Source organism: Flavobacterium sp. ASV13, assembly GCF_000745775.1.
Taxonomy (GTDB): domain Bacteria; phylum Bacteroidota; class Bacteroidia; order Flavobacteriales; family Flavobacteriaceae; genus Flavobacterium.
On record NZ_JQJY01000008.1, the window covers coordinates 17,805 to 40,746 of the forward strand.

General features: G+C 32.5%; 15 protein-coding genes. 7 read left to right on the forward strand and 8 right to left on the reverse strand.

Annotation, left to right across the window (positions count from 1 at the left end):
• Nucleotides 1–97: 97 nt before the first annotated feature.
• Together GQ47_RS16680 and GQ47_RS16685 are read left to right on the forward strand one after the other, a co-directional pair.
• Nucleotides 98–2,200, forward strand: coding sequence for an outer membrane beta-barrel family protein (locus tag GQ47_RS16680; protein ID WP_035650808.1), 2,103 nt, complete (start codon nt 98–100; stop codon nt 2,198–2,200).
• 95 nt (nt 2,201–2,295) lie between these two features.
• The gene (locus GQ47_RS16685; protein WP_035650810.1) at nt 2,296–2,943 is read left to right on the forward strand and encodes a hypothetical protein; all 648 of its coding nucleotides are present in this window, start codon (nt 2,296–2,298) and stop codon (nt 2,941–2,943) included.
• 66 nt (nt 2,944–3,009) lie between these two features.
• On the opposite strand, the gene GQ47_RS16690 is transcribed toward GQ47_RS16685, so the two are convergent.
• Nucleotides 3,010–3,615 (reverse strand): RsmD family RNA methyltransferase, encoded by a 606-nt coding sequence (locus tag GQ47_RS16690; protein ID WP_035650813.1) that lies wholly within the window; start codon nt 3,613–3,615, stop codon nt 3,010–3,012.
• The gene (locus GQ47_RS16695; RefSeq protein ID WP_035650816.1) at nt 3,612–4,433 is read right to left on the reverse strand and encodes a DUF3822 family protein; all 822 of its coding nucleotides are present in this window, start codon (nt 4,431–4,433) and stop codon (nt 3,612–3,614) included. Before GQ47_RS16695 ends, GQ47_RS16690 begins: the two co-directional genes overlap by 4 nt.
• 319 nt (nt 4,434–4,752) lie before the next feature.
• Here GQ47_RS16695 and GQ47_RS16700 point away from each other — a divergent pair, with 319 nt between their 5' ends.
• The 3 genes from GQ47_RS16700 (at nt 4,753) to GQ47_RS16710 (ending at nt 8,556) form a co-directional block, all read left to right on the forward strand.
• On the forward strand, nt 4,753–6,162 hold the full coding sequence (locus tag GQ47_RS16700; protein ID WP_035650819.1) for an ATP-dependent DNA helicase: 1,410 nt from the start codon (nt 4,753–4,755) through the stop codon (nt 6,160–6,162).
• 113 nt (nt 6,163–6,275) lie between these two features.
• A complete protein-coding gene (gene ygiD, locus GQ47_RS16705; RefSeq protein WP_035650821.1) occupies nt 6,276–7,106 on the forward strand; it encodes a 4,5-DOPA-extradiol-dioxygenase in 831 nt (276 codons plus the stop codon).
• 31 nt (nt 7,107–7,137) lie between these two features.
• Entirely contained in the window at nt 7,138–8,556 is a 1,419-nt protein-coding gene (locus tag GQ47_RS16710) for a potassium channel family protein (protein WP_035650822.1), read from the forward strand.
• 79 nt (nt 8,557–8,635) lie between these two features.
• Here GQ47_RS16710 and GQ47_RS16715 read toward each other — a convergent pair whose 3' ends face one another.
• A complete protein-coding gene (locus GQ47_RS16715; protein ID WP_035650824.1) occupies nt 8,636–9,967 on the reverse strand; it encodes an outer membrane protein assembly factor BamB family protein in 1,332 nt (443 codons plus the stop codon).
• Nucleotides 9,968–10,389: 422 nt separating this feature from the next.
• On the opposite strand from GQ47_RS16715, the gene GQ47_RS16720 reads away from it, so the two are divergent.
• Nucleotides 10,390–11,202, forward strand: coding sequence for a class I SAM-dependent methyltransferase (locus GQ47_RS16720; RefSeq protein ID WP_035650825.1), 813 nt, complete (start codon nt 10,390–10,392; stop codon nt 11,200–11,202).
• A gap of 143 nt (nt 11,203–11,345) precedes the next feature.
• Complete coding sequence (gene kdsB / locus GQ47_RS16725) at nt 11,346–12,080, forward strand: 3-deoxy-manno-octulosonate cytidylyltransferase (RefSeq protein WP_035650827.1); 735 nt, start codon at nt 11,346–11,348, stop codon at nt 12,078–12,080.
• A gap of 214 nt (nt 12,081–12,294) precedes the next feature.
• On the opposite strand, the gene GQ47_RS16730 is transcribed toward kdsB, so the two are convergent.
• From GQ47_RS16730 to uvrA, 5 genes are all read right to left on the reverse strand, one after another.
• Nucleotides 12,295–14,706 carry an alpha-ketoacid dehydrogenase subunit alpha/beta gene (locus GQ47_RS16730; RefSeq protein ID WP_035650829.1) on the reverse strand — a complete coding sequence of 804 codons (2,412 nt, stop codon included), beginning with the start codon at nt 14,704–14,706 and terminating at the stop codon, nt 12,295–12,297.
• A gap of 188 nt (nt 14,707–14,894) precedes the next feature.
• Nucleotides 14,895–17,645: a gluzincin family metallopeptidase gene (locus GQ47_RS16735; RefSeq protein WP_035650832.1), complete on the reverse strand. Its 2,751-nt coding sequence runs from the start codon at nt 17,643–17,645 to the stop codon at nt 14,895–14,897.
• Between the two features lie 269 nt (nt 17,646–17,914).
• Nucleotides 17,915–18,643 carry an LOG family protein gene (locus tag GQ47_RS16740; protein WP_035650835.1) on the reverse strand — a complete coding sequence of 243 codons (729 nt, stop codon included), beginning with the start codon at nt 18,641–18,643 and terminating at the stop codon, nt 17,915–17,917.
• 411 nt (nt 18,644–19,054) lie between these two features.
• On the reverse strand, nt 19,055–19,963 hold the full coding sequence (locus GQ47_RS16745; RefSeq protein WP_035650837.1) for a hypothetical protein: 909 nt from the start codon (nt 19,961–19,963) through the stop codon (nt 19,055–19,057).
• Nucleotides 19,964–20,060: 97 nt separating this feature from the next.
• Nucleotides 20,061–22,892 (reverse strand): excinuclease ABC subunit UvrA, encoded by a 2,832-nt coding sequence (gene uvrA / locus GQ47_RS16750; RefSeq protein WP_035650839.1) that lies wholly within the window; start codon nt 22,890–22,892, stop codon nt 20,061–20,063.
• Nucleotides 22,893–22,942 lie beyond the last annotated feature (50 nt).

The following is a 22,942-nucleotide window of genomic DNA, read 5'->3' on the forward strand; positions in this document are numbered from 1 at the left end:
ATTAACCGCGCATTAACCTACAATTAACCTTCAGAACATTTTTTTAGAACCACTTTTGCACTTTCTCAAATCAAAATAATCTAAAAATTATCTTTATATGCCTCTAAAAATTCTCCTCCTAATTTTACTTTTTTTGTTTTCATTTTTAGCTAATGCCCAAAATGAATCTCCAAAAGACTCAATTTCAAATTATTTGAAAGAAGTCGTCATCAGTAGAAACAAAAAAACGTTTACCAATTCAAACGGAAATATAAAAGTTGATGTTGCGAATTCAATTTACAATTCAATTCCAAATCCGGTTGATTTGCTTACAAAATTGCCAGCGGTACAAGTGAGTTCAGATCGCGAAAAAATTACGGTTGTCGGTAAAGGAAGTCCGCTGATTTATATTGACAATCAAAAAGTGACAATGAATGATTTGAATGTTTTGGCTGTCGCCGATATCAAAACAATTGAAATCATTCAAAATCCATCTTCAAAATATGAAGCCGAAGGCCGCGCCGTAATTTTAATTACCAGAAAATTTAGCAAAAAAGATAGTTTTAGAACTGAAGTTTCTGAAACGGCTTCTTTTAAAAAGAACTTCAATAACTACTTAGGATTTAATTCCAGCTTCAAAAAAAACAAAATAGAATGGAAAACTAATTTTAATTACAACCGATTGAATCCGTGGGAGAATCACAGTATTGATTATCAGATTCCAGCTGCCGAAATTGCTTCTATATATGATGTAACTGCGAGTACAAAAAGGAAACAATTTGTTTTTGGAGGCGGTTTCTTTTTCAAGATAAACGATGAAGATTATTTTTCGTTTAATATAAGCAGCAAACTGCAAAGTGATTCTTTTCCGATTAATACAATCACGAATAATAAAAATAAAGATGAAGTAAATAATGTTGTAACGTATAGTGATAATGACGGACAAAAGAATTTTGTAAACTCATTTTTGAATTATTCTAAGAAGATAAAATCTATTGATACGCAAGTTTTTACGGGATTACAGTTTTCTAATTTCGATCAGAAATCCTGGAGCCAGGTTCAGGATAATTTTAATGATACACAATTTGATTTGACACAAATTCGCGATCAGAAATTTAAAGTAAATGTTTTTTCAGGAAGAATTGATTTGGAGAAAAAAATCAAAAACGAAATGAAATTAGAAGCTGGCGGGTTATTTTCGTCGGCAAACTCAAAGTCAGATATTGCTATTTTTTATAATCAAACAAATACAAATGAAATCAGTAATTATGATTTTGAAGAACAAAATCTGGCTGGCTATACACAGCTTTCCGGAAAAATAAAAAAAGTCAATTTCTCAATTGGAATCAGAGTAGAAAATACAAATGTAAACGGCAAATTTAAAACCGATTTGTTGCCTTTGATTGATAAAAACTACACCAACTTTTTTCCGAAAGCACAGTTTACTTATGCAATTGATAGTACAAAAAGCATTAACGTAAATTACGCAAAAAGCATTTCGAGACCTAATTATTCTTCGTTAAGCCAAGGCGCAACATACATTAATCCGTATTTTTTGTATTCAAGGAATGTTTTTCTGGATCCAACTATTATTGATGAAATTTCGACGTCTTTTCAATATCATGATAAATCGGTAAAACTGAGTTATTATCAAAATAAAAATCCGGTTTACAATAGTTTCTTTTTTGATAATGAACAAAATATCATGACTTTTAAAGATGTAAATTTTGATAAAGAATGGGGATTAAACCTTGATTTTGAAGTGCCTTTTACATATAAATTTTGGACAATGAATAACTCCGTGATTTTTATTCTGGAGAAAATTGAAGATGCATCGGCGGTATTTTTATCTTCAAAACCTTATTTGTATTTCTATTCTAATAATGAATTCAAACTTCCAAAAGATTATAATATAATGATAGGTTGGTGGGGCGCTACAACGCAATACAAAGGTGTTTTTGAACGAAATCCTCGATTTGTTTTTGATATGGCGCTGTCAAAAAAGTTTTTTAAAAACTGGAATTGTACTTTGAGTTGGAATAATGTTTTTAAAAATGTAATTGAAAAAGAAGAATTTACGATTAACAATATTAGTTCAAAAGCAAGATATGTAGTTGATGCTCATGAAGTTTCGATTGCAATTAAATATTCCTTCGGAAAAATAAAAGAAAGCCAATTCAAAGAAAAAAATATTGATGAAAACGAAAATAGAGTCCGATAAAAACTAAAAATATTTTTAAGCTTATTCTTACTGATTTTGAAAAAAAGTGACGTTCTTTAGATCGTAATTAAAAGAATGGAAATCTAATAAAGAATATGAAAAAAAGAATATTGACTGTTTTGTTTTTATTGAGTTTTGTTTTTGCTAACGCTCAGATTGTTAAGCCTTTTGTTGGTGCTGGAATTTATCTACATTCTGATTTTGAAAATTCAGGTTTTTTAAGTTTAAGATCTGGAGCTGAATTTAATGTGAGTAAATACATAAAACCTGAAATTGAAATTAGCGGTTTGCTAGGAAGTCTGGAATCTAGCAGTAAGCTTGATGCTAATAATGTTATGATTGCTGAAATTACAAGGTCGGTATCTGCGGTTAATTTTAGTTTTTGTCCAAAGATTATTTTAGGAAATGAATTGGTTTCTTATTTTGAAATTCTTCCAAAATATTCCATTTCGACTATTGAAGCGCATAAAAATTCTTATAATTATACGAATGGCAATTTTACCTCCAGCAAAATGGAAATTGCAAAAGAATGGAGTCAGTCTTTTGGAATTGGAATTGGCTATACTTTTAGTTTTTCTGATGAATATTCAGATTCAATGAGTCTTATTTTAGATCTGCAGAATGTCGATCTCGGAAAACCATTAAATAAATTAAGTCCGAATGCTAGTCGGGTAGATACAAAATGGACGATTGGTTTTGGTATTAACTATTATATTAATTTGAAGAAGAAGAAGAAAGTTTAAAAGCTGAAATAAAACAAAAATCCCTTGAAATTTCAAGGGATTTTTTATGATTTAAAAAGAAGAAAATTATCCTTCGTCTTCTTCTGTAATTTTTATTGGAGAATCTCCCGGAAGTTCTTCATCATCGTCAGTTGAGTTTAATTCGAAGAAACTGAAAAAAGAACCGCCATAACTTTTCTGAAAAGAAAAATTACTCAAATGATCAAGCTTTGTATATTTTGAATGCTCAATAATCATCATTCCGTCCTCATGAAGCAAATCTCTTTCAAAAACAGTTAGTACAATTTTTTCAAAAGTCGCCTGATCGAGTCCGTAAGGAGGATCGGCAAAAACAATATCATAAGAAGTTTTGCAGCTTTCCAAAAATTTGAAAACATCGCTTTTTGTTGCCGCAATATCAAAATCATATTCTGACGAAACCTGTTTGATGAATTTTACACATCCAAAATCACCATCTACAGAGGTAATTGGTGCGCTTCCGCGTGAAGCGAATTCATAACTGATATTTCCAGTTCCTGAAAATAGATCTAAAACCTTTAAGCTGTCAAAACTGAAATGATTGTTCAAAACATTGAATAATGCTTCTTTGCTCATATCAGTTGTTGGTCTTACAGGAAGGTTTTTTGGTGGAGAAATTCGACGCCCTTTGTGTTTTCCTGAAATAATTCTCATGATTGGAATAAGATATAATGTTTTTGATTTTCTTTTAAAGAGAAGCTGTTTTTTTGCTGTAACGTGCTTACATCCAGAAAGGATATATTACGAATGTATTTATACGCAATGGCATAAAACGGATCGTTTTGGTCTATCGTGCCTAATAATTCGAGAGGAAAAATCTCGGGATTTAAATTCGATTGTTCGGCAGTAAATAGTAGGTAATATAGAAAATCTTCAGGGGTTTGATATTCAAATGAATTGAAAAAAAGAAGTTTCTGGTTTTGAACCACTATAACTTCAAAATGGCCAGGATTAAAATTGACCACCATTTTCTTTTCGTCGTTGTTTCTTGAATTGTCCAGAATTTTTTCGACCAAAATACTATTGGCATGTTTGTAATCAAATGATCCAACATTATCAATCAAAAAATTATTGATATTCACATACGGAATATACACCGAATTCATGTGATAATTTGAAATTTGATCAAACGTAAAAAAATCGGTTTCAAAAACTTTTGTAGTGTATTGCAGATAACTTCCAAGATATTCCTCATCAAACAAAGGTTCTGGAACAAAAGTCGAAAGATTATTGTTGTGAATCACCATTACTTCGTCGTAAATGTCTTTTAATTCAGAATTATTTTTGAAAGCCTCGCTAAACAGATCTTCAATTTTACCGGTTTTGCCTGACGTATCAAACTTTATTTCTTTATAGGTTGTAATGACATTATTTAAAGTGTCAAAACAACAAAATGAAAATCCAGTCAGAGAAACCTGAATAGAAAGTTTTTTGTAATTTTTGGAAGTAATGTTAATATTTTGTAATGACATATCTGATTTACAAATCGTTACTTGTTTTTGAATCAAGAAAGAATTTAAGCGACCACAAACTTACAAATAAAATAAATAACAATGTCAATTTCAATTTTAATGAAAATGACTAAATAAAATGCAATTTCAAAAATTAATGTTACAATAAAGTTAGCAAAGTATTATTATTGTGTTTATTATGAGGTATTTAGTGATGTCAGTGGATTCTAAGTTTCAGACCTTGTTTTTACATTTTGATATTGATATTGAATTTTTCGATTTGCTATTTAGATTGTAATTGCCATTAAAAAAGACGAACTTTGTATTCCAATTTTACCCTATGAATTCAACATTGTTTTACAGCGTTTTACAAAAAAGATTCCCTTTTGCACCCACATACAAACAAGATGTTTTTTTTCAGAAAATCGCAATTTTTTTAACTGAACCTAAAAACGATACGATTTTTGTACTGAAAGGATATGCCGGAACCGGAAAAACAACGGTGATTTCAACGATTGTAAACAATCTTGGAGAAATCAATAAAAAATTTGTTTTGCTTGCGCCAACAGGACGTGCAGCAAAAGTGATTTCGAATTACTCCAATACAGCAGCATTTACGATTCATAAAAAAATATATTTTCCTAAAAAATCATCGGGCGGCGGAGTAGCTTTTACAAAACAAGTCAATAAACATAAAAACACCATTTTTATAGTTGATGAGGCTTCGATGATTTCAGACAGCACGCTTGACAGTGGATCGCTTCTGGATGATTTAATCAATTATGTATATTCCGGAAGCAATTGCAAAATGATTCTTTTGGGAGATACAGCGCAGCTTCCTCCGGTGAATTTAGATATTTCTCCGGCGCTTGATATTCAGACATTAGGCGTTCATTATGATAAAGAAATTGAACATATTGAGTTAGACGAAGTTATGCGTCAGGAAGAAAATTCGGGGATTTTATTTAATGCGACAGAACTGCGTGAATTGCTGAAAGAAAGCTTTATTACAGAGTTTAAATTCAATGTAAAAAAGTTCAAAGATATTGTTCGATTGACAGATGGATACGACATTCAGGATGCTATAAATTCGGCTTACAGCAATTATAGTATTGAAGACACGGCTTTTATTGTTCGGTCAAATAAAAGAGCAAATCAGTATAATGAACAAATCAGAAGCCGAATTTTATTTAAGGAAAGTGAACTTTCGGTTGGCGATTTTTTAATGGTTGTCAAAAACAATTATTTCTGGCTGAAAGAAACCGATGAAGCAGGATTTATTGCCAATGGTGATATTATTGAAGTTTTGGAAATGTTCGGAATCAGAGAATTATACGGATTTACTTTTGCCAAAGTAAAAATCAGAATGGTCGATTATCCGGACCAAAAGCCTTTTGAAACAGTTTTGATTTTAGATACCATAAAAAGCGAATCTCCGTCGTTAACATATGAAGAATCAAATCGTTTGTACGAAGAAGTAATGAAAGATTACGAAGACGAACCAACGAAATACAAGAGATTTCAAAAAGTAAAAGAAAATGAATATTTCAATGGTCTTCAGGTAAAATTCTCCTACGCAATCACGTGTCACAAATCGCAGGGAGGGCAATGGAATACGGTTTTTATCGAACAGCCATACTTGCCGGATGGTATTGATAGAGATTACATTAGATGGCTTTATACGGCTATGACGCGTGCTAAAAATAAATTATATTTGATAGGATTTAAAGACGAGAGTTTTGAGGAATAGTTTTTTTGATAGCCACGAATTCACGAATTAATTCAAATACTTTGCGTATAGATTTTAAAAAAATAAATTCGTGAATTCGTGGCGGAAAATTTTACTGTTTTAAATACGAAAAAATGACAACACTAAACGACTTACATTCGATTTCTTCAACGTTTTCGAATACAGATAAAATGCCGGTTCTGTTTTTAGGACATGGAAGCCCAATGAATGCTATTGAAGAAAATCAGTTTGTTACTGGTTTTCGTGAATTGGCTAAAACTTTGCCACAGCCAAATGCTATTTTATGTGTTTCGGCGCACTGGTTTACAAAAGGGACAAAAGTAACTTCTATGGAAATGCCAAGAACGATTCATGATTTTGGAGGTTTTCCGCAGGCACTTTTTGATGTACAATATCCTGCAAAAGGAAGTCCGGAGTTAGCAGTTGAAACCAAAAAAATCTTAGATCCAGTTCAGGTCGAATTAGACGAACATTGGGGCTTGGATCATGGTGCGTGGAGCGTAATTAAACATTTATATCCAAATGCAGATGTTCCGGTGATTCAGTTGAGTATTGATTACACGAAATCGGGTCAATATCATTTTGAATTGGCGCAGAAATTACAAGCCTTGCGTTACAAAGGCGTTTTGATAATTGGAAGCGGGAATATTGTGCATAATCTACGTTTGGTCGATTTCAGAAATTTCGACAAAGACAATTACGGTTACGATTGGGCAATTGAAGCCAGAGAAACTGTAAATAATTATTTATTAGATGGGAATTTTCAGCCTTTGATTGATTTCGAAAAAATGAATAAAGCCGTTCAATTGGCGATTCCGACTCCAGATCATTATTTACCGTTATTATATACTTTAGGTTTAAAAGATAAAACTGATGAACTGGAACTTTTCAATGATAAACTTTTGGCAGGTTCGTTGAGTATGACTTCGGTAAAAATGATTTGATTTTTGTTGGAATAATAATAAAATTATTTTTATGAGTGAAACAAGCCAATATATTTATGCCCCTAAAATTGACATAAAGACTTTATGGGAAATGAGTGCTCATGATTTTAATTCATGGAGAAAAATTCATGACTATCCTAGAATTATTAATTTTTTTAAATTGAGGTTACCAAAATTTGAAGAATGGATGAAAGAGCAATCTGTTTCTGACGAAATGTTGGTTGAATTTTCTCCTTCCAAATTAATGCAAGACATTGATAAAGTATATATTTATACAGTATGTAAGAATGATTTTTGCAAAAATGTAATAGTAGAAAATAATTTTTTTATTGGAGATTTATGGCATCATCAATTCATAATAAAAGATAAAAATGAAATTATACCATACCAGACTTGGTATTTTTCTCAACCAGATAGTCATGCTATTTTGCCTTTTCAAAATTGTACTCGTTATGGAGATAAAATATTTTTAATGAATGAATTAGAGCTTTTAGACTTGGGGAAGATATGTTTAGATAGTAATATAAAGCAAAACTTTACAATTAATGACGGAGTGAAAAGCCGTACTTTAAATTTAGATTTTGTGAATTTATGCGGTTTGAAAATAGATAATTTTAATCATGCTCATAATTTTAGAATTTGGTTCTCTTATGCTGAAAATATTTCTATAAATGGAGATCTACATTTTATTGACGCTTATAAAAGCTCTTTTTATAATATGGTAAGTCCCAAAAAATCTAATTTAAAACTTTCAAATGGATCATTTCAAAGATGGTCAATGCGAAACTGTGGTTTTGATTTTACTGCAACTAATTCAAACATTATCGCTTGGAGATATGAAGGAATTGACTTGTATGGAACTTTGAGTAATTCAGATATGTCGGATTGTGAATTTACTGTTTCTAAAATTAAATTTAAGCATTATTATGTTGAGGCGAAAGAATTACATGCAACTGTAAAAAGACTTTACTCGCAAATTGGTAAAAGGAAGGACGCTAGTAAGCACTTCTATTTAGAAAAACAATATGAAAGAAAATCATTTTTTTTTGCTAAAGATAATTTTAGGGAAGAATATAATCGATATAAAAAGAATATCTTTTTAGTTTTAGTATTTTATAAAAAATATTTTATTAAGTATACGAAATCTATTTTTTTAAATTTTTTATGGGGATACGGAGAGAGGCCTATTAGGGTATTTAGAATTTCTCTTTTGTCAATGCTAATATGTGCCTTGTTATATTATTTTCTACCAATTTCTGCGATTAAAACCAAAGGTAATTTGGTTAATTCTATTTATTATAGTATTGTTACTTTTACGACCTTGGGTTATGGTGATATTAATCAAACGCATTGGTTTTTAAAAATAGTATCAGCATTAGAGGCTTTATTAGGCATGTCCTTTTGGGGTATTTTAATAGCAGGATTTACTAATAATTCAAAAGATTATTAAAATAGAAAATTGATGGAATATACTTTGTGAGTCTCTATATGATTTTTTGCGCGAAGAATTACGCGGAGATTTGCTAAGATTATTTTTGCTTTTTCAAATTATAAGCATAAAGATAGCAATCTGCACTTCCGTAAAAAATAACATTATTGCTGATGAATGGAGAAGAAAGAATTGAGCCTAATTGATAAAATTCATCCATTACTTTTAGGTTTTCGGCATAAACAGATAAATCAGCTTGTTTGGAAGTGTATGTAAAATCAAGATGATTGTTATTGAGAATTTCTGAAGCATATTTTTTTCTGTTTTCAGTACTTACAAAAGCAGATTCTTTTCCGTTAGAAAGTAAGTTTAAAGCGAAAAAATTACCACTAAAATCACCAAAGTAAATTGTGTTTCCTGATATTGCAGGCGAAGAATAAATATATCCGTTTCCTTTAAAACGGCATTTTTCCTGACCTGTTTTTGAATCAAGTGCTAATAAAGCATAGGTGTCAGAAGTTCCAACGTAAAGTGTGTTATCCTGAACAACAGCCGAACTCAAAATCCAGGAATTCTCGGCATTGTATTTCCAAACTAATTTTCCGGTTTCTGCATCAAGCGCAAACAAAAAAGGATCTCTGGCGCCAAAATAAACCAATCCATTTGCAACAACAGCGGAAGCCTGAATGCCTTTAAATCCAGTTTTGACTTCAGTTGAAAAATGCCATTTCTCTTTTCCGGTTTTGCAATCTAAAGCATAGAAATTTCCATCCCAACCTCCAAAATACAAATTCTCTTTTTCAATAACAGGAGTACTGTGAATAGGTTCATTTGTTTTGAAAGTCCATTTTAAAGTGCCTTTTTTTGAGTCCACAGCGTACATATTTCCATCACTGCTTCCAAAAATGACTAAAGCTGTATTTTTATCATTGTAAATAACAGGCGATGACAAATAAAAATCCCATAAATCGTTCATCAACATGTCGCTTGGTTTCATTCCCCACATTCCGATTTCTTGGTACCAATGTTCGCCTTTAGTTTGAAATTTCCATATTTCTTTTCCGGTTGTTGCATTTACGGCATAATAATACCCGTCAAAACTTCCAAAATAAACAATATCATTATCGATGCTAGCCGAACTGTGAACTGCGCCATTGGTTTTGAATTTCCATTTGATGTTTCCTGATTTTTCATTGATGCAGTATAGAAAACCGTCTTCACTTCCTATATAAACTGCTCCGTTTTTAACAATTGGAGAGGAAAAGATTTTCCCTTCTGTTTTAAATTTCCATTTTAAATCAGCCAATGGTCGATAACCTTTTCCATCAAAAATTCGATTTGTAAATGCATTGATGGTTTTATTCTGAGAAAAAGCATTGGAAGTAAAAATTAAAAAGAAATAGAGCAGGATAGAAGTAAAGGTTTTTTTCATGTTTTTTACATAAAAATAAAAATATTCTAATGAATTAAATAGCAATGCTTTAATGAAAATGTTATAAAAATATTTTAGGAAGGTCTTTGTGAATAGCATATTTGTTTTTATATGGAAATAGCGAAAGAACACCTCAAAGTTTTCTAATCATTTTCCATTGATGTAATAATGGTCTAAAAGTTATAATCTGTACAATTTGTTTAAAAAATAAATTTGGTGAGATAGTAAAATGTTTTATCTAAATTTGTTTATTTTTACATAAGTAATTGTTTGTCAGTTGATTATTTAGTTTGTGTCTTCTTTTTAAGTAGTTTTTTAAATGCCTTTTGTGATTAACTGGTGATAATTTAAAAAAGGATAGAAGGTGTTTACAAATTAAGTAAAAGTGCGGCATCAGCACTATAATCACTGATAAAATTAAGATGAATCCAAACAAAGCATTATGGGAAAAAGGCGATTTTACGCGCATTGCAGAATCTATGAGAGAAAGCGGTGCGGAATTGGTTGCCAAAATTGGAATTAAAGAAAATAGTAACGTTTTAGATCTCGGCTGTGGCGATGGTACTACCGCAATACCTTCGGCAAAATTAGGAGCCAATGTTTTAGGTGTTGATATAGCAAGAAATTTAGTTGAAGCTGGCAATCTTCGGGCAAAAAAGGAAGGATTGGATAATATTGTATTTAAAGAAGGTGACGCAACCGATTTGAATGAATTGAAAAATCAATCTTACGATGTTACGATGAGCATTTTTGGAGCAATGTTCGCTCCAAAACCTTTTGATGTTGCTAAAGAAATGGTTCGTGTCACAAAACCTGGTGGTAAAATTATTATGGGTAATTGGATACCGGGAGATCCAACGTTGGTTGCACAAATCTTGAAGATTAGTTCTGAATTTACACCACCGCCTCCTGAAGGTTTTGTAAGCCCTATGCTTTGGGGTATTGAGGATAACGTAGTTGAAAGATTTACGAATGCGGGTGTTCCTAAAGAAAATATTTCTTTTGAGAGAGATACCTTTACATTTAAAGCAGCATTTCCACCTTCGGAGTGGCTAGATCGATTGAAAAATTACTATGGTCCAACTATGAATGCTTTTGAAGCTGCAGAACAAAATGGGAAAACTTCGGATTTGTATGCTAAACTTGAAGGATTAGTTAATAGCCAAAACCAAAGTAATGACGAAAATTCTACATTAATTCCCGCAACTTATCTTCATGTTACAGTTTTGGTTTAATATTCTTGAGCATGATTTTCATCCTTCGCAGAAATAGAAAAACAGAAAATTTAAAAGTAATTTTTGCATATTTGCAAACACTTAAAACCAGTGAAAATTAAATTACTAAATTTTGAGTTTTTTAAACTCAGTAAAATATAAGAATGAAAATAATAGCGGTAATTCCAGCCAGATATGCATCAACACGATTTCCAGCAAAACTAATGCAGGATTTGGGAGGCAAAACAGTAATTCTAAGAACCTACGAAGCTTCAGTAGCAACTAATTTATTTGATGATGTTTTTGTTGTTACCGATTCAGATTTAATCTTTGATGAAATTGTTTCCAATGACGGAAAAGCAATTATGAGCATTAAAGAACATGAATCCGGAAGCGACAGAATTGCTGAAGCAATTGCAGATCTTGATGTCGATATTGTGGTAAATGTGCAGGGAGATGAACCTTTTACAGAAGCAGAACCTTTAGCGCAAGTTTTATCAGTTTTTAAAAATGATCCTGATAAAAAGGTTGATTTAGCTTCCTTGATGCGTGAAATTACAAATGAAGACGAAATCAATAATCCTAATAATGTGAAAGTGGTCGTAGATCAATCACAGTTTGCGCTTTATTTTTCAAGATCTGTAATTCCATATCCTAGAGAGAAAAATGTTGGTGTAAGATATTTTCAGCACATCGGAATTTATGCTTTTAGAAAACAGGCTTTATTAGATTTTTATAGACTTCCGATGAAATCTTTAGAAGCTTCTGAGAAATTGGAACAACTTCGTTATTTAGAATTCGGAAAACGTATTAAAATGGTTGAGACAACTCATGTAGGAATTGGGATTGATACGGCTGAGGATTTAGAGAAGGCTAGAATGATGTTGAGGGATATTTAATTAATGTGAATAAAATTATCCATAATCTTGTCATTCCGAGGAACGAGGAATCTCCACGAGTAGCTCGACAAAGATTGGTGATTAACTGTACGGAGTTTCTTGTGGAGATTCCTCGTTCCTCGGAATGACAAACGTTAGGGTTACTTGGTTTATAAAACAAAAAAAGCTCCAAAATTATTGGAGCTTTTTTATTTATCTAAAACATTCTAAAATCTTAGTACAAACTAGGAAATTTAGAAGGATTAACTTCATTCATCATGCTATATACTTTCTCGAAAATATCTTCTGCAGAAGGTTTAGAGAAATAATCGCCGTCAGTTCCGTATGCTGGTCTGTGGGCTTTTGCAGCAAGAGTTTGTGGTTTGCTGTCAAGATATTTGTAAGCATCTTGTTCTTCTAAAATTTGTTGTAAAATGAATGCTGAAGCTCCTCCAGGAACATCTTCATCAATTACTAAAAGACGATTTGTTTTTGCAATACTTTTTACAATATCCTTATTGACATCAAAAGGAAGTAAAGATTGGATATCAATAACTTCACAATCAATTCCTAGATCTAATAATTCGTTTGCAGCTTGCTGAACCAGTCTTAAAGTTGAGCCATAAGAAACCAAAGTAATATCTGAACCTTCTTTCATGGTTTCAATTACTCCAATTGGCGTTTTGAATTCACCAAAATTCAAAGGCGCTTTTTCTTTTAAACGGTAACCGTTTAGACATTCAATTACTAAAGCCGGTTCGTCGCACTCTAAAAGTGTGTTGTAAAAACCTGCAGCTTGTGTCATGTCTCTCGGAACCAAAACATGAATACCGCGAATCGCATTGATAATCATTCCCATAGGAGAACCTGAATGCCAGATACCTTCTAAACGGTGTCCGCGCGTTCTGATGATTAATGGTGCTTTTTGTTTTCCGACAGTTCTGTATTGTAATGTAGCCAAATCATCACTCATGATTTGGATAGCATATAATAAATAATCTAAATATTGAATTTCAGCAATTGGACGTAAACCTCTCAAAGCCATTCCGATTCCTTGTCCAATAATCGTAGCTTCACGAATTCCGACATCGGCAACACGAAGTTCGCCGTATTTTTCCTGCATGCCTTCTAAACCTTGGTTTACGTCGCCAATGTTTCCAACATCCTCACCAAAAATTAAAGTTTCTGGATATTTGGCAAACAAAGCGTCAAAGTTGTCACGCAATAACATTCTTCCGTCAATATCAGCTTTCGTATTTTCACCATATTCAGGAAGTACTTTCTGAACAGAAAAAACATTTTTATCTGATTCAGAATGTAAATTACTGCTGAATTTTTCCTGAGTTTCATTCAAAAATCTAGTAATCCATTCTCTTAGAATTACTTTGCTATTTGGAACTTCAATAAAACGAAGAATCTTTCTCGCATAAACCAGCAATTCTTTTTTTAGAGGTGCTTTAATCGCACTTAATTCCGAAATATATTTTCTGATTCTGTCTTTGTGGTTGATACTTGCTTCAGCAATTTGTTCTAACAAAGCCAAAAGATTCTTTTGTTCCTCAATAATTGGATTAATGAAGGAATTCCAAGCTTCTTTTTTAGCTTCAAGAACTTCTTTTTTCAATTGAAAATCAATCACCTCAAGCTCTTCTGGAGATGCTATATTAATCGCAATCATCCATAAACGCATTTGGCGAATACAGTCAAAATCTCTTTCCCAAGCCAGTCTTTCTCCATTTTTATAACGTTCGTGTGAACCAGAAGTAGAGTGACCTTGAGGTTGTGTCAATTCATTTACGTGAATTAAAACAGGAATATGTTCTTCGCGAGCAATTTGTCCAGCTCTTTCATATGTTGAAACCAGTTCAGCATAATCCCAACCTTTCACTCTAAAAATATCATAACCTTTAGAATCTTCGTCACGCTGATATCCTTTAAGAATTTCAGAGATATTTTCTTTTGTAGTTTGATGTCTGGCGTGAACCGAAATTCCGTATTCATCATCCCAAACACTCATTACCATCGGGACTTGTAAAACTCCGGCAGCATTTATAGTTTCAAAAAATAATCCTTCAGATGTACTTGCGTTACCAATAGTTCCCCATGCAACTTCATTTCCGTTTACAGTAAATTTATCTTTGATGGTGATTCCGTCAACATTTCTGTAAATTTTTGAAGCTTGTGCTAATCCCAATAATCTTGGCATTTGTCCGGCTGTTGGCGATATATCTGAACTTGAATTTTTTTGTTTTGTTAAGTCTTTCCACGAACCGTCTTCGTTTAAACTGTGCGTTACAAAGTGTCCGCCCATTTGTCTTCCGGCAGACATTGGATCAAAATCCAAATCGGTGTGACCGTATAAACCAGCGAAAAATTGTTTTGGAGTCAATTCGCCAATCGCCATCATAAAAGTCTGATCGCGGTAGTATCCTGAACGAAAATCACCGTTTTTGAAAGCTTTTGCCATTGCAAGCTGCGGTACTTCTTTTCCGTCTCCAAATATTCCAAATTTGGCTTTTCCTGTTAATACTTCTTTACGACCTAAAAGACTACATTCACGGCTAGTTACGGCAATTCTGTAGTCGTTCAATACCTCAGTTTTGAAATCTTCAAATGTCAAAGTAGTATTGCTTTTTTCTTTTATCATAATCTTTAATGGTCATGTTTAGACTGCGAAATTACTTAAAAACAATCAATAATCATAATTCTTTAAAATAAATATAATTTAATTATTTGTATTTAAAATCAAAAAACTACGTATTTTATTTATGTAATTTTTAGTAAAAATTCAATTTATGTAATAATAATTCAACTTTTTGTTTAAAATTTATTCGATTAGAACCATTTTCTAGTGAAAAGATTGAGTAATGTTTTTGGAGAAAAAGTGATGACAAATCGTATTTTTTCGTTGTAATTGCTTTGTGCAATTTCCCATCCATTATTTGAATAAACCGGAAAATAGAGTTCAAAATAATCTGGAACCAAATTTAAACGAATACCACTGTCGTAGGCAAAGAACGCTGTTTGATGTTTATTTTTCAGGAAACCAACATCTCCATAAACTTCGACCCAGTTCCAAATAGCATAACTGGCATTCATAGTTGTCATCCACTGATTTGCATATGCTGGCTCTAACTGCGACTTAAATCCACCTTCTGCAATTACATATTGCTGACTGAAAAATCCCGTAGATTCTGATCTTCCAAAAAGATTGTAATCAAATAAATAATCCGTTGGTCTGTCTAAACCAAAACTGAAATAATCTGAATTTGTTGTGTTATAAAGGAACATTCCAGCGTATAATCGCAAATTTAATTTATGATTGTTTTCAAATAAGCGTCGGTATTCGACTTCGCCTGAAAGTTTACCAAAATCGCCAGAAAACTGAATATCATTCATATAACTGAAATGATTAACCAATTCTGTTTTTATGTTCGAATATCTCGCATTAAAAATAGAATAGTTTGGTTTTGAATTATCAGTAATATATTGACTTGCTTCGCGATTCACAATTACCTGGCGAAACATAATCAGCTGTTTTCTATTGTCTCTAAAGTTTTCTTCACGAATGCGCAACTGCACCATTGGGTTTAATCTAAAATAAGCTGCATCTGGCGCATAATGAAAGTAATTTTGGCTGATAGAATATCTAACATTAAAAAGTGTACTGTTTCTGTAATATTGATTCCACGAAAATGCAGAAGAACCTGATATTGTCCCGGCTTTGATAGAATAGGCAGGATTTATGTCGAAATTAAATGGTTTGTCTAGTATTGTTTTATTGTGAAAACGAATTCCCGGCGTAATTCCATCATAATAATTATAGGTTAAAGTTGGGATGTATAAAATTTGATTGTAATATGGATCTTCTAAATCTTTAGCAAAATTAAATTTGATAGGACGATTGGTAATCGCAATGCTTTTTAAGGATTTCCAGTTATTGCGCTGATTGTATTCTGGAACTTCGTTGTCGTAATTTATTACTAATTTGTCGGCATTTTTTCGATCAAAATGATAAACAGAATCATTGTTTGTTGGTTCAATCCATTCCTTGAAAGCTACTTCGTTTCTCTTCATTCCATAAACCGGAATTGGTGCATAAACTCCTGTAACGCTTTTTATTGAAAACTGAACGCTGTCTTTTGTTCTCGAAACATCCGTAAATTTATAGTCAATTATATCACGTGATTCTATAATAGTTCTAAAAAACCACTCAATATTTTTATTGCTTTTTTTGTTTAGTATTGCTTCTAAATCATATCGATTCGTTTGTTGTGATTTATTCAGCGTATAAAATTCCTGAACACTTTCAGGAACAATATTATGGTTTAGATAATCATCTAAATAACTCAAACTTAAACCAGCGCGATATTTACTTGCAATTTGCTCGTTGAATTTAATAAGAGTATTTTTTGGATCACCAAGAGGCTGATCTAAATTTTTTCGAGCCATCAGCATATAATAATAACTGTATTGCTCGTTGAAAGTCAGATTGGTAATGTTATAACTTTTAAAGAGTTTCATGTCCGAAAGCCTTCCCAGCATTTTCTGATCTAAATGGTTTTCTTCCATATATTTCATCATCGCATAAATCTGAATTCCGTCATAAACCCAATTATCTTGCCTTGGATCCAAGCGAAGACTGTTTTTGAGATAATTGTTCAGATAGGTTTTCAGAAACGTAATTTCAAATATAAATTCATCTGAAAACGGACTAATAAAGGAAGGAAGCTGATTCAATCCATAAAACGGATTTCGATCATAATCTGCCTGTGAAACAGTGATTTTTGAATGTGGATATTTTCCAATAAACGCATTTGCAAAAGAAGCCACTCTGTTAATGACTATCGCTCTTTGAATTTCGTTCAGTTTTTTTGTTTTTAAATCCGAAACTACTTCTAAACCGCCAGTTGTATAACTTCTGAAGCTATTTTGTTTTTCAATAATAACATTAAAATCGGTTCTGTTAGTACCTGAAAAAAAATAATTCGTGAACGATGGATTTGATTGGTCTTTTGAAACCGAATCCAAATCGGTGCTAATAAAATAATTAGTAGGAAGTTTTATTTCAAGCTGATAATCCACAACAGAATTGGCAATATCATCAAGATTGAAATTGTTGTTTTTTGTAAAACGATGATTTTCAAATCGGGCAGGAGTTAAAAACCAGTTCTTTAAGTTCATGCTGCCATCTTGATCAAAACCATAATGGGTGAATTTTGCACTCGGTATTTTTGCAATGTAAGTCAAATGCAAATCCATTTTTTCACCCGGACGCAGCTTTCGGTTTAGTTTTATAACAATAAAATCAGGATTTTTATCTGTTCTTTCCCATTCGAGCGCCATATTATCAGAATCAGTAAGATTCAAAATAGTTGTATTTCCTCTTTCTTCAGGTTTTGCCACATGAAAACCCCTGTAAAATTCATCTGAAAATCGTCTCGCAAGCGGTGTATTTTTATCCGAAAACGCATTGTTCCAATCATTCAGAACAATCGAAATCAATGAATCGTTTGAAGTATTGTAATACGTAATATCCTGTCTGACATTAAGCGTTTTAAGGTCGAGATTAACCGCCACTTCCATCTTAGATTGATGTTGTGCATATTGTTTTATCGAACTCAATAAAACAAAAAACAGGATTATAATTTTATAAAATGATTTCAAATAGTGGCGTAAAAAATTATTGATATATCTTAAGTTACGAGTATAAAGATGTTTCGGTTTTTTGTAAAAATAGCATAAAAAAAGCTGTTTTAAAAAACAGCTCTTAAAATTTAATCATATTATAAGTAAATGAAGTTTAGATTACTAAAAATCAACTAAATAGCTTGTATGACTTATGTCGTGAAAAATTAGAAATTCGGACTCAAATCGTATTTCTTGTAGAATTTATCTAAAACATCAACAACTTCATCTTCAGTGTCAACAATCTTAAATAAGTTCAAATCTTCAGGGCTTACGGTGTGCATTTTTTCAACCAAAACCGTTTTTACCCAATCAATTAATCCTGACCAAAATTCAACTCCAACAAGTATAATTGGGAACTTTCCAATTTTCTTTGTCTGAATCAAAGTAATAGCTTCAAACATTTCATCCAAAGTTCCAAAACCTCCAGGCATAACCACAAATCCTTGTGAATATTTAACGAACATAACTTTTCTCACAAAGAAATAATCGAAATTCAAGTTTTTATCGTGGTCAATATAAGGATTGAAATGCTGTTCAAAAGGCAGTTCGATGTTTAAACCAACTGATGTTCCTCCTCCTAAATGCGCACCTTTATTTCCGGCTTCCATAATTCCCGGGCCTCCTCCCGTAATTACACCGTAACCAGCTTTACTGATTTTAAAAGCAATTTTTTCAGCCAATTGATAGTATTTTTCATCCGGTTTTGTTCTCGCCGATCCAAAAATCGAAACACAAGGACCAATACGTCCCATGCTTTCATAACCATTCACAAATTCGGACATGATTTTAAAAATCGCCCAGCTGTCATTGGTTCTTATTTCATTCCAAGTTTTTTGTTTTAAACTATCTTGGATTACTTTATCTTCATCATTATCAAAATCTTCTAATCTCATTTTAGGTATTTTATAATTTATATTTTTATTTATGCCGATTCTTTTAGCTGTAATCCCAAGCGCAGTTGAAGGAGAAGGAGCTGATCCTGCTGTCCGCTATATCTTTTCCTGGCTAAAGAAGCCAGAAAAAGGATGTCGCTTCCATCAGGGCTAGGGCAATCGGTTTCAATTGAACAATTGGTTTAATCGAAACATTTTTATTTAAAGCTCAAATTTTTGAAAAAAGGCGGATGCTAAATTAACACTTTTTATTAGAATTGTTACAAAAAGAGAAGTTTAAAATCTGAATGCCGTCTTGTAAAATAAGGATTTTTTATTTTTTGATTCATTATCAGATAATTAAAAATACATTAATTTTAAAAGTGGCAGCACTTAAAAGTTAAAGTTAAGAGAATTTGCTAATTGTTGTTTTCAATTCAAATTCTCAATTGTTAGCGTTCTGTAAGCGTCGCAATACGTATTTTTTGGAACATTATTTCTGGTTCCCGGAACAAGAACTTGGTCAAATGATGCAATCAAGCGATCAATTTCGTTTTTAATAACACTGTTTGGAGCGATCGAATTTACATGAACAATTTTTCCTTTTGAATCAATTGTGAAACGAGGCCTAAAAATAATTTCTCCGCGAAGTTCTTGCTTGTTGATTGTCTTTAGAGAAATATTCCGCAAAATATACTCGTATAATCTTTCATAAAGACAGTTGTTTATTTGCCAGTTTGTTTGAAGATTTTCACAATCTTTTACAGTTGGAAGCTGGTCGACTACAGCATATGTGCTGGCTTTTATTATGGTGTTTTTGTTTTCCTTTGCAAACAGTTGAACGCTTATTTTTCCATGTTTATCGGCTTCTGTGAGAGCAAGTTTTTCCAGCGGATATTTCTTGAAAATCTCAACAACTTTTCGGTCTAAATCTTTGTCTCCTGTATAAATTTTAAAGCCTGAGGCTTTGCCAGTTTTGCTTATTTCAAAAGTCAACCGAATAGTGTAATTGTATTCACTGCGTGAAATATCTTTATACAAATAGGACCATTTAACTTCGGAGAAGTCAATTTTTTTAAGAAGTTTTTTTTCAAGATATATTTTAAAAAAGTTTGCCAGATCACTATTTTCACTTGGTTTCGCTAAAGTCTGAAAAGTGTCGTTTTCGTTTTGATATTCCGCATCACTTTCTTCTCTAGTAAAATAAGGATTGTCAGATTGTGATTCTAAAACATTTTTAACCCGTTCACGAACAGCTTTATTTAGGCTGTCTTTCTTTGTCTGTGAGTAATTGCTAAATGAAAATGTTACTATTGCAACGAATAATAAAGCTGACTTCATTGTTTGATTTTTAATACTAAAATATAAAATTATTAGTATTAAAATTTAACAATGAAAAGAATCTTTGTCAAAGTTTTAAACTTTGACAAAGATGTATTTATGCTAACTCTTTCTTCAAAAACTTAGCTGTATAACTCTTTTTATTATTCGCCACTTCTTCCGGAGTTCCTTTGGCAACTAATTGTCCGCCACCTTTTCCGCCTTCAGGGCCAATATCAATAATATAATCAGCAAGTTTGATAACATCCATATTATGTTCGATAACAAGAATTGTATTTCCTTTATCAACCAATTTATTGATAACGTCCATTAAAACGCGAATATCCTCAAAATGTAATCCCGTTGTTGGTTCATCAAGAATGTAAAATGTGTTTCCGGTATCTTTTTTGGATAATTCTCCTGCCAATTTAATACGTTGAGCTTCACCCCCAGAAAGTGTTGTACTTTGCTGACCAAGCGTGATGTATCCTAAACCAACATCCTGAATTGTTTTTACTTTTCTGTAAATCTTAGGAATGTTTTCAAAGAAAGGAACTGCTTCATCCACTGTCATGTCCAAAACATCCGAAATAGATTTTCCTTTGTATCTGATTTCCAAAGTTTCTCTGTTGAAACGTTTACCCTGACAGGTTTCGCATTCTACATAAACATCTGGCAAAAAGTTCATCTCAATAGTTCTTACACCAGAACCTTCACAAGTTTCGCAACGTCCGCCTTTTACGTTGAAACTGAAACGCCCTGCTTTGTAACCTCGAATCATACTTTCAGAAGTCATGGTAAACAGATTTCTGATTTCAGTGAAAACTTCTGTATAAGTCGCTGGGTTTGAACGAGGAGTTCTTCCAATCGGACTTTGGTCGATATCAATTACTTTGTCAATATGTTCTAAACCTTCAATTTTTTTATAAGGCTGTGGTTTTTTTACGCCATTAAAATAATACGCATTCAGAATCGGATACAGCGTTTCATTAATCAATGTAGATTTTCCGCTTCCCGAAACTCCTGTTACACAAGTTAATTGTCCCAAAGGTATTTCGATCGAAATATTTTTTAGATTATTTCCTGTAGCTCCGGTTAGTTTTAAAAATTTTCCGTTTCCTTCGCGACGCTTTTTCGGAATTTCGAGTTTCATTTTACCATTCAAATATTGAGCGGTAATAGTGTTTGATTTTAAAGTTTCTGCCGGAGTTCCAATGCTAATAATTTCACCACCATATTTTCCTGCTTTTGGTCCAATATCAATTACATAATCGGCAGTTTCGATCATGTCTTTATCGTGTTCAACAACAATTACAGAGTTTCCAATATCGCGTAATTGTTCTAAAGACTTAATCAATTTTTCGTTATCTCTTTGGTGCAAACCAATACTTGGTTCATCCAAAATATATAAAACCCCAACCAATTGAGAACCAATTTGTGTTGCCAGACGAATACGTTGCGCTTCTCCACCAGAAAGTGATTTTGAACTTCGGCTTAAAGCCAAATAATTCAAACCTACATTCATCAGGAAGTTCAAACGGTCTTTGATTTCTTTTACAACTTCAGAAGCAATTAAAAGTTGTTTATCAGTTAAATGACTATTTAGATCCAAAAACCAGGCTGTTAAATCTGAAATATCCATATCACACAATTCGGTGATATTTTTTTCATTAACTCTAAAAAATAAAGCTTCTTTTTTAAGACGAGAACCTTCACAAACCGGACAATCAATTTCGTCCATGAAATCTTTTGCCCAACGTTTTATACTGGTTGTAGCGCTTTCATCGTATTGATTTTTGATGAAATTAGAAATTCCTTCAAAATCAATTTTATATTCTCTGGTTACTCCAAGATCTTTTGAATTGATAGCAAATTTGTCTTTTCCGCCATATAAAATCATGGTCATGGCTTCTTCTGGAATTTTCTCAATCGGATCCGTAATTTTAAATCCGAATTTTTCTCCAATGGTTTCTAATTGCTTGAAAATCCAGGAAGATTTATATTCGCCAAGAGGAGCAAAACCGCCACTTTTTATAGATAATTTAGGATTCGGAATGATCTTTTTTACGTTGATTTCGTGTACAGTTCCCAATCCGTTACAATGCGGACATGCACCTTTTGGTGAGTTGAAAGAAAATAAATTCGGTTCCGGATTTTGATATGAAATACCTGTTGTAGGGCACATTAAATTCCTACTGAAATAACGCACTTCATTCGAATCCTGATCTAAAATCATTAAAACATTTTCACCATGATGCATCGCTGTATTGATGCTTTCCGATAATCTTTTTTGATTATCTGGATTGTCTTCAATAACCATTCTGTCTACAACAATTTCGATATCATGTGTTTTGTAACGGTCTAATTTCATTCCTGATATCAAATCCTGAACTTCTCCGTTTACACGAACTTTTAGAAATCCTTGTTTGGTGATTTGTTGGAATAATTCAGCATAATGCCCTTTTCTGGCTTTAATAACTGGAGCCAGAATATTAATTCGTTTCCCGTTATAATCCTGAATAATCAAATCTTTAATTTGTTCATCAGAATAAGAAACCATTTTTTCGCCGGTGTTGTAGCTATAAGCGTCAGCACCACGTGCAAATAAAAGTCTAAGGAAATCGTAAATCTCAGTAATTGTTCCAACCGTAGAACGCGGACTCTTACTTGTCGTTTTTTGTTCAATTGCAATTACAGGAGAAAGCCCGTCGATTTTATCTACATCCGGACGCTCTAAACCTCCAAGGAATTGTCTGGCGTATGCCGAAAAAGTTTCAACATAACGGCGTTGCCCTTCAGCATAAATCGTATCAAATGCCAAAGAAGATTTCCCCGAACCAGATAAACCAGTAATTACAACCAGTTTTTCACGCGGAATAGATATATCGATATTTTTAAGATTATGAACTCTTGCACCAAGAACTTCAATAGTATTGTCTTTATCTAGCATAATTTTGAGCAAAACGCAAAGTTACCACTTTGATTTGTTCTTTTTGTGCT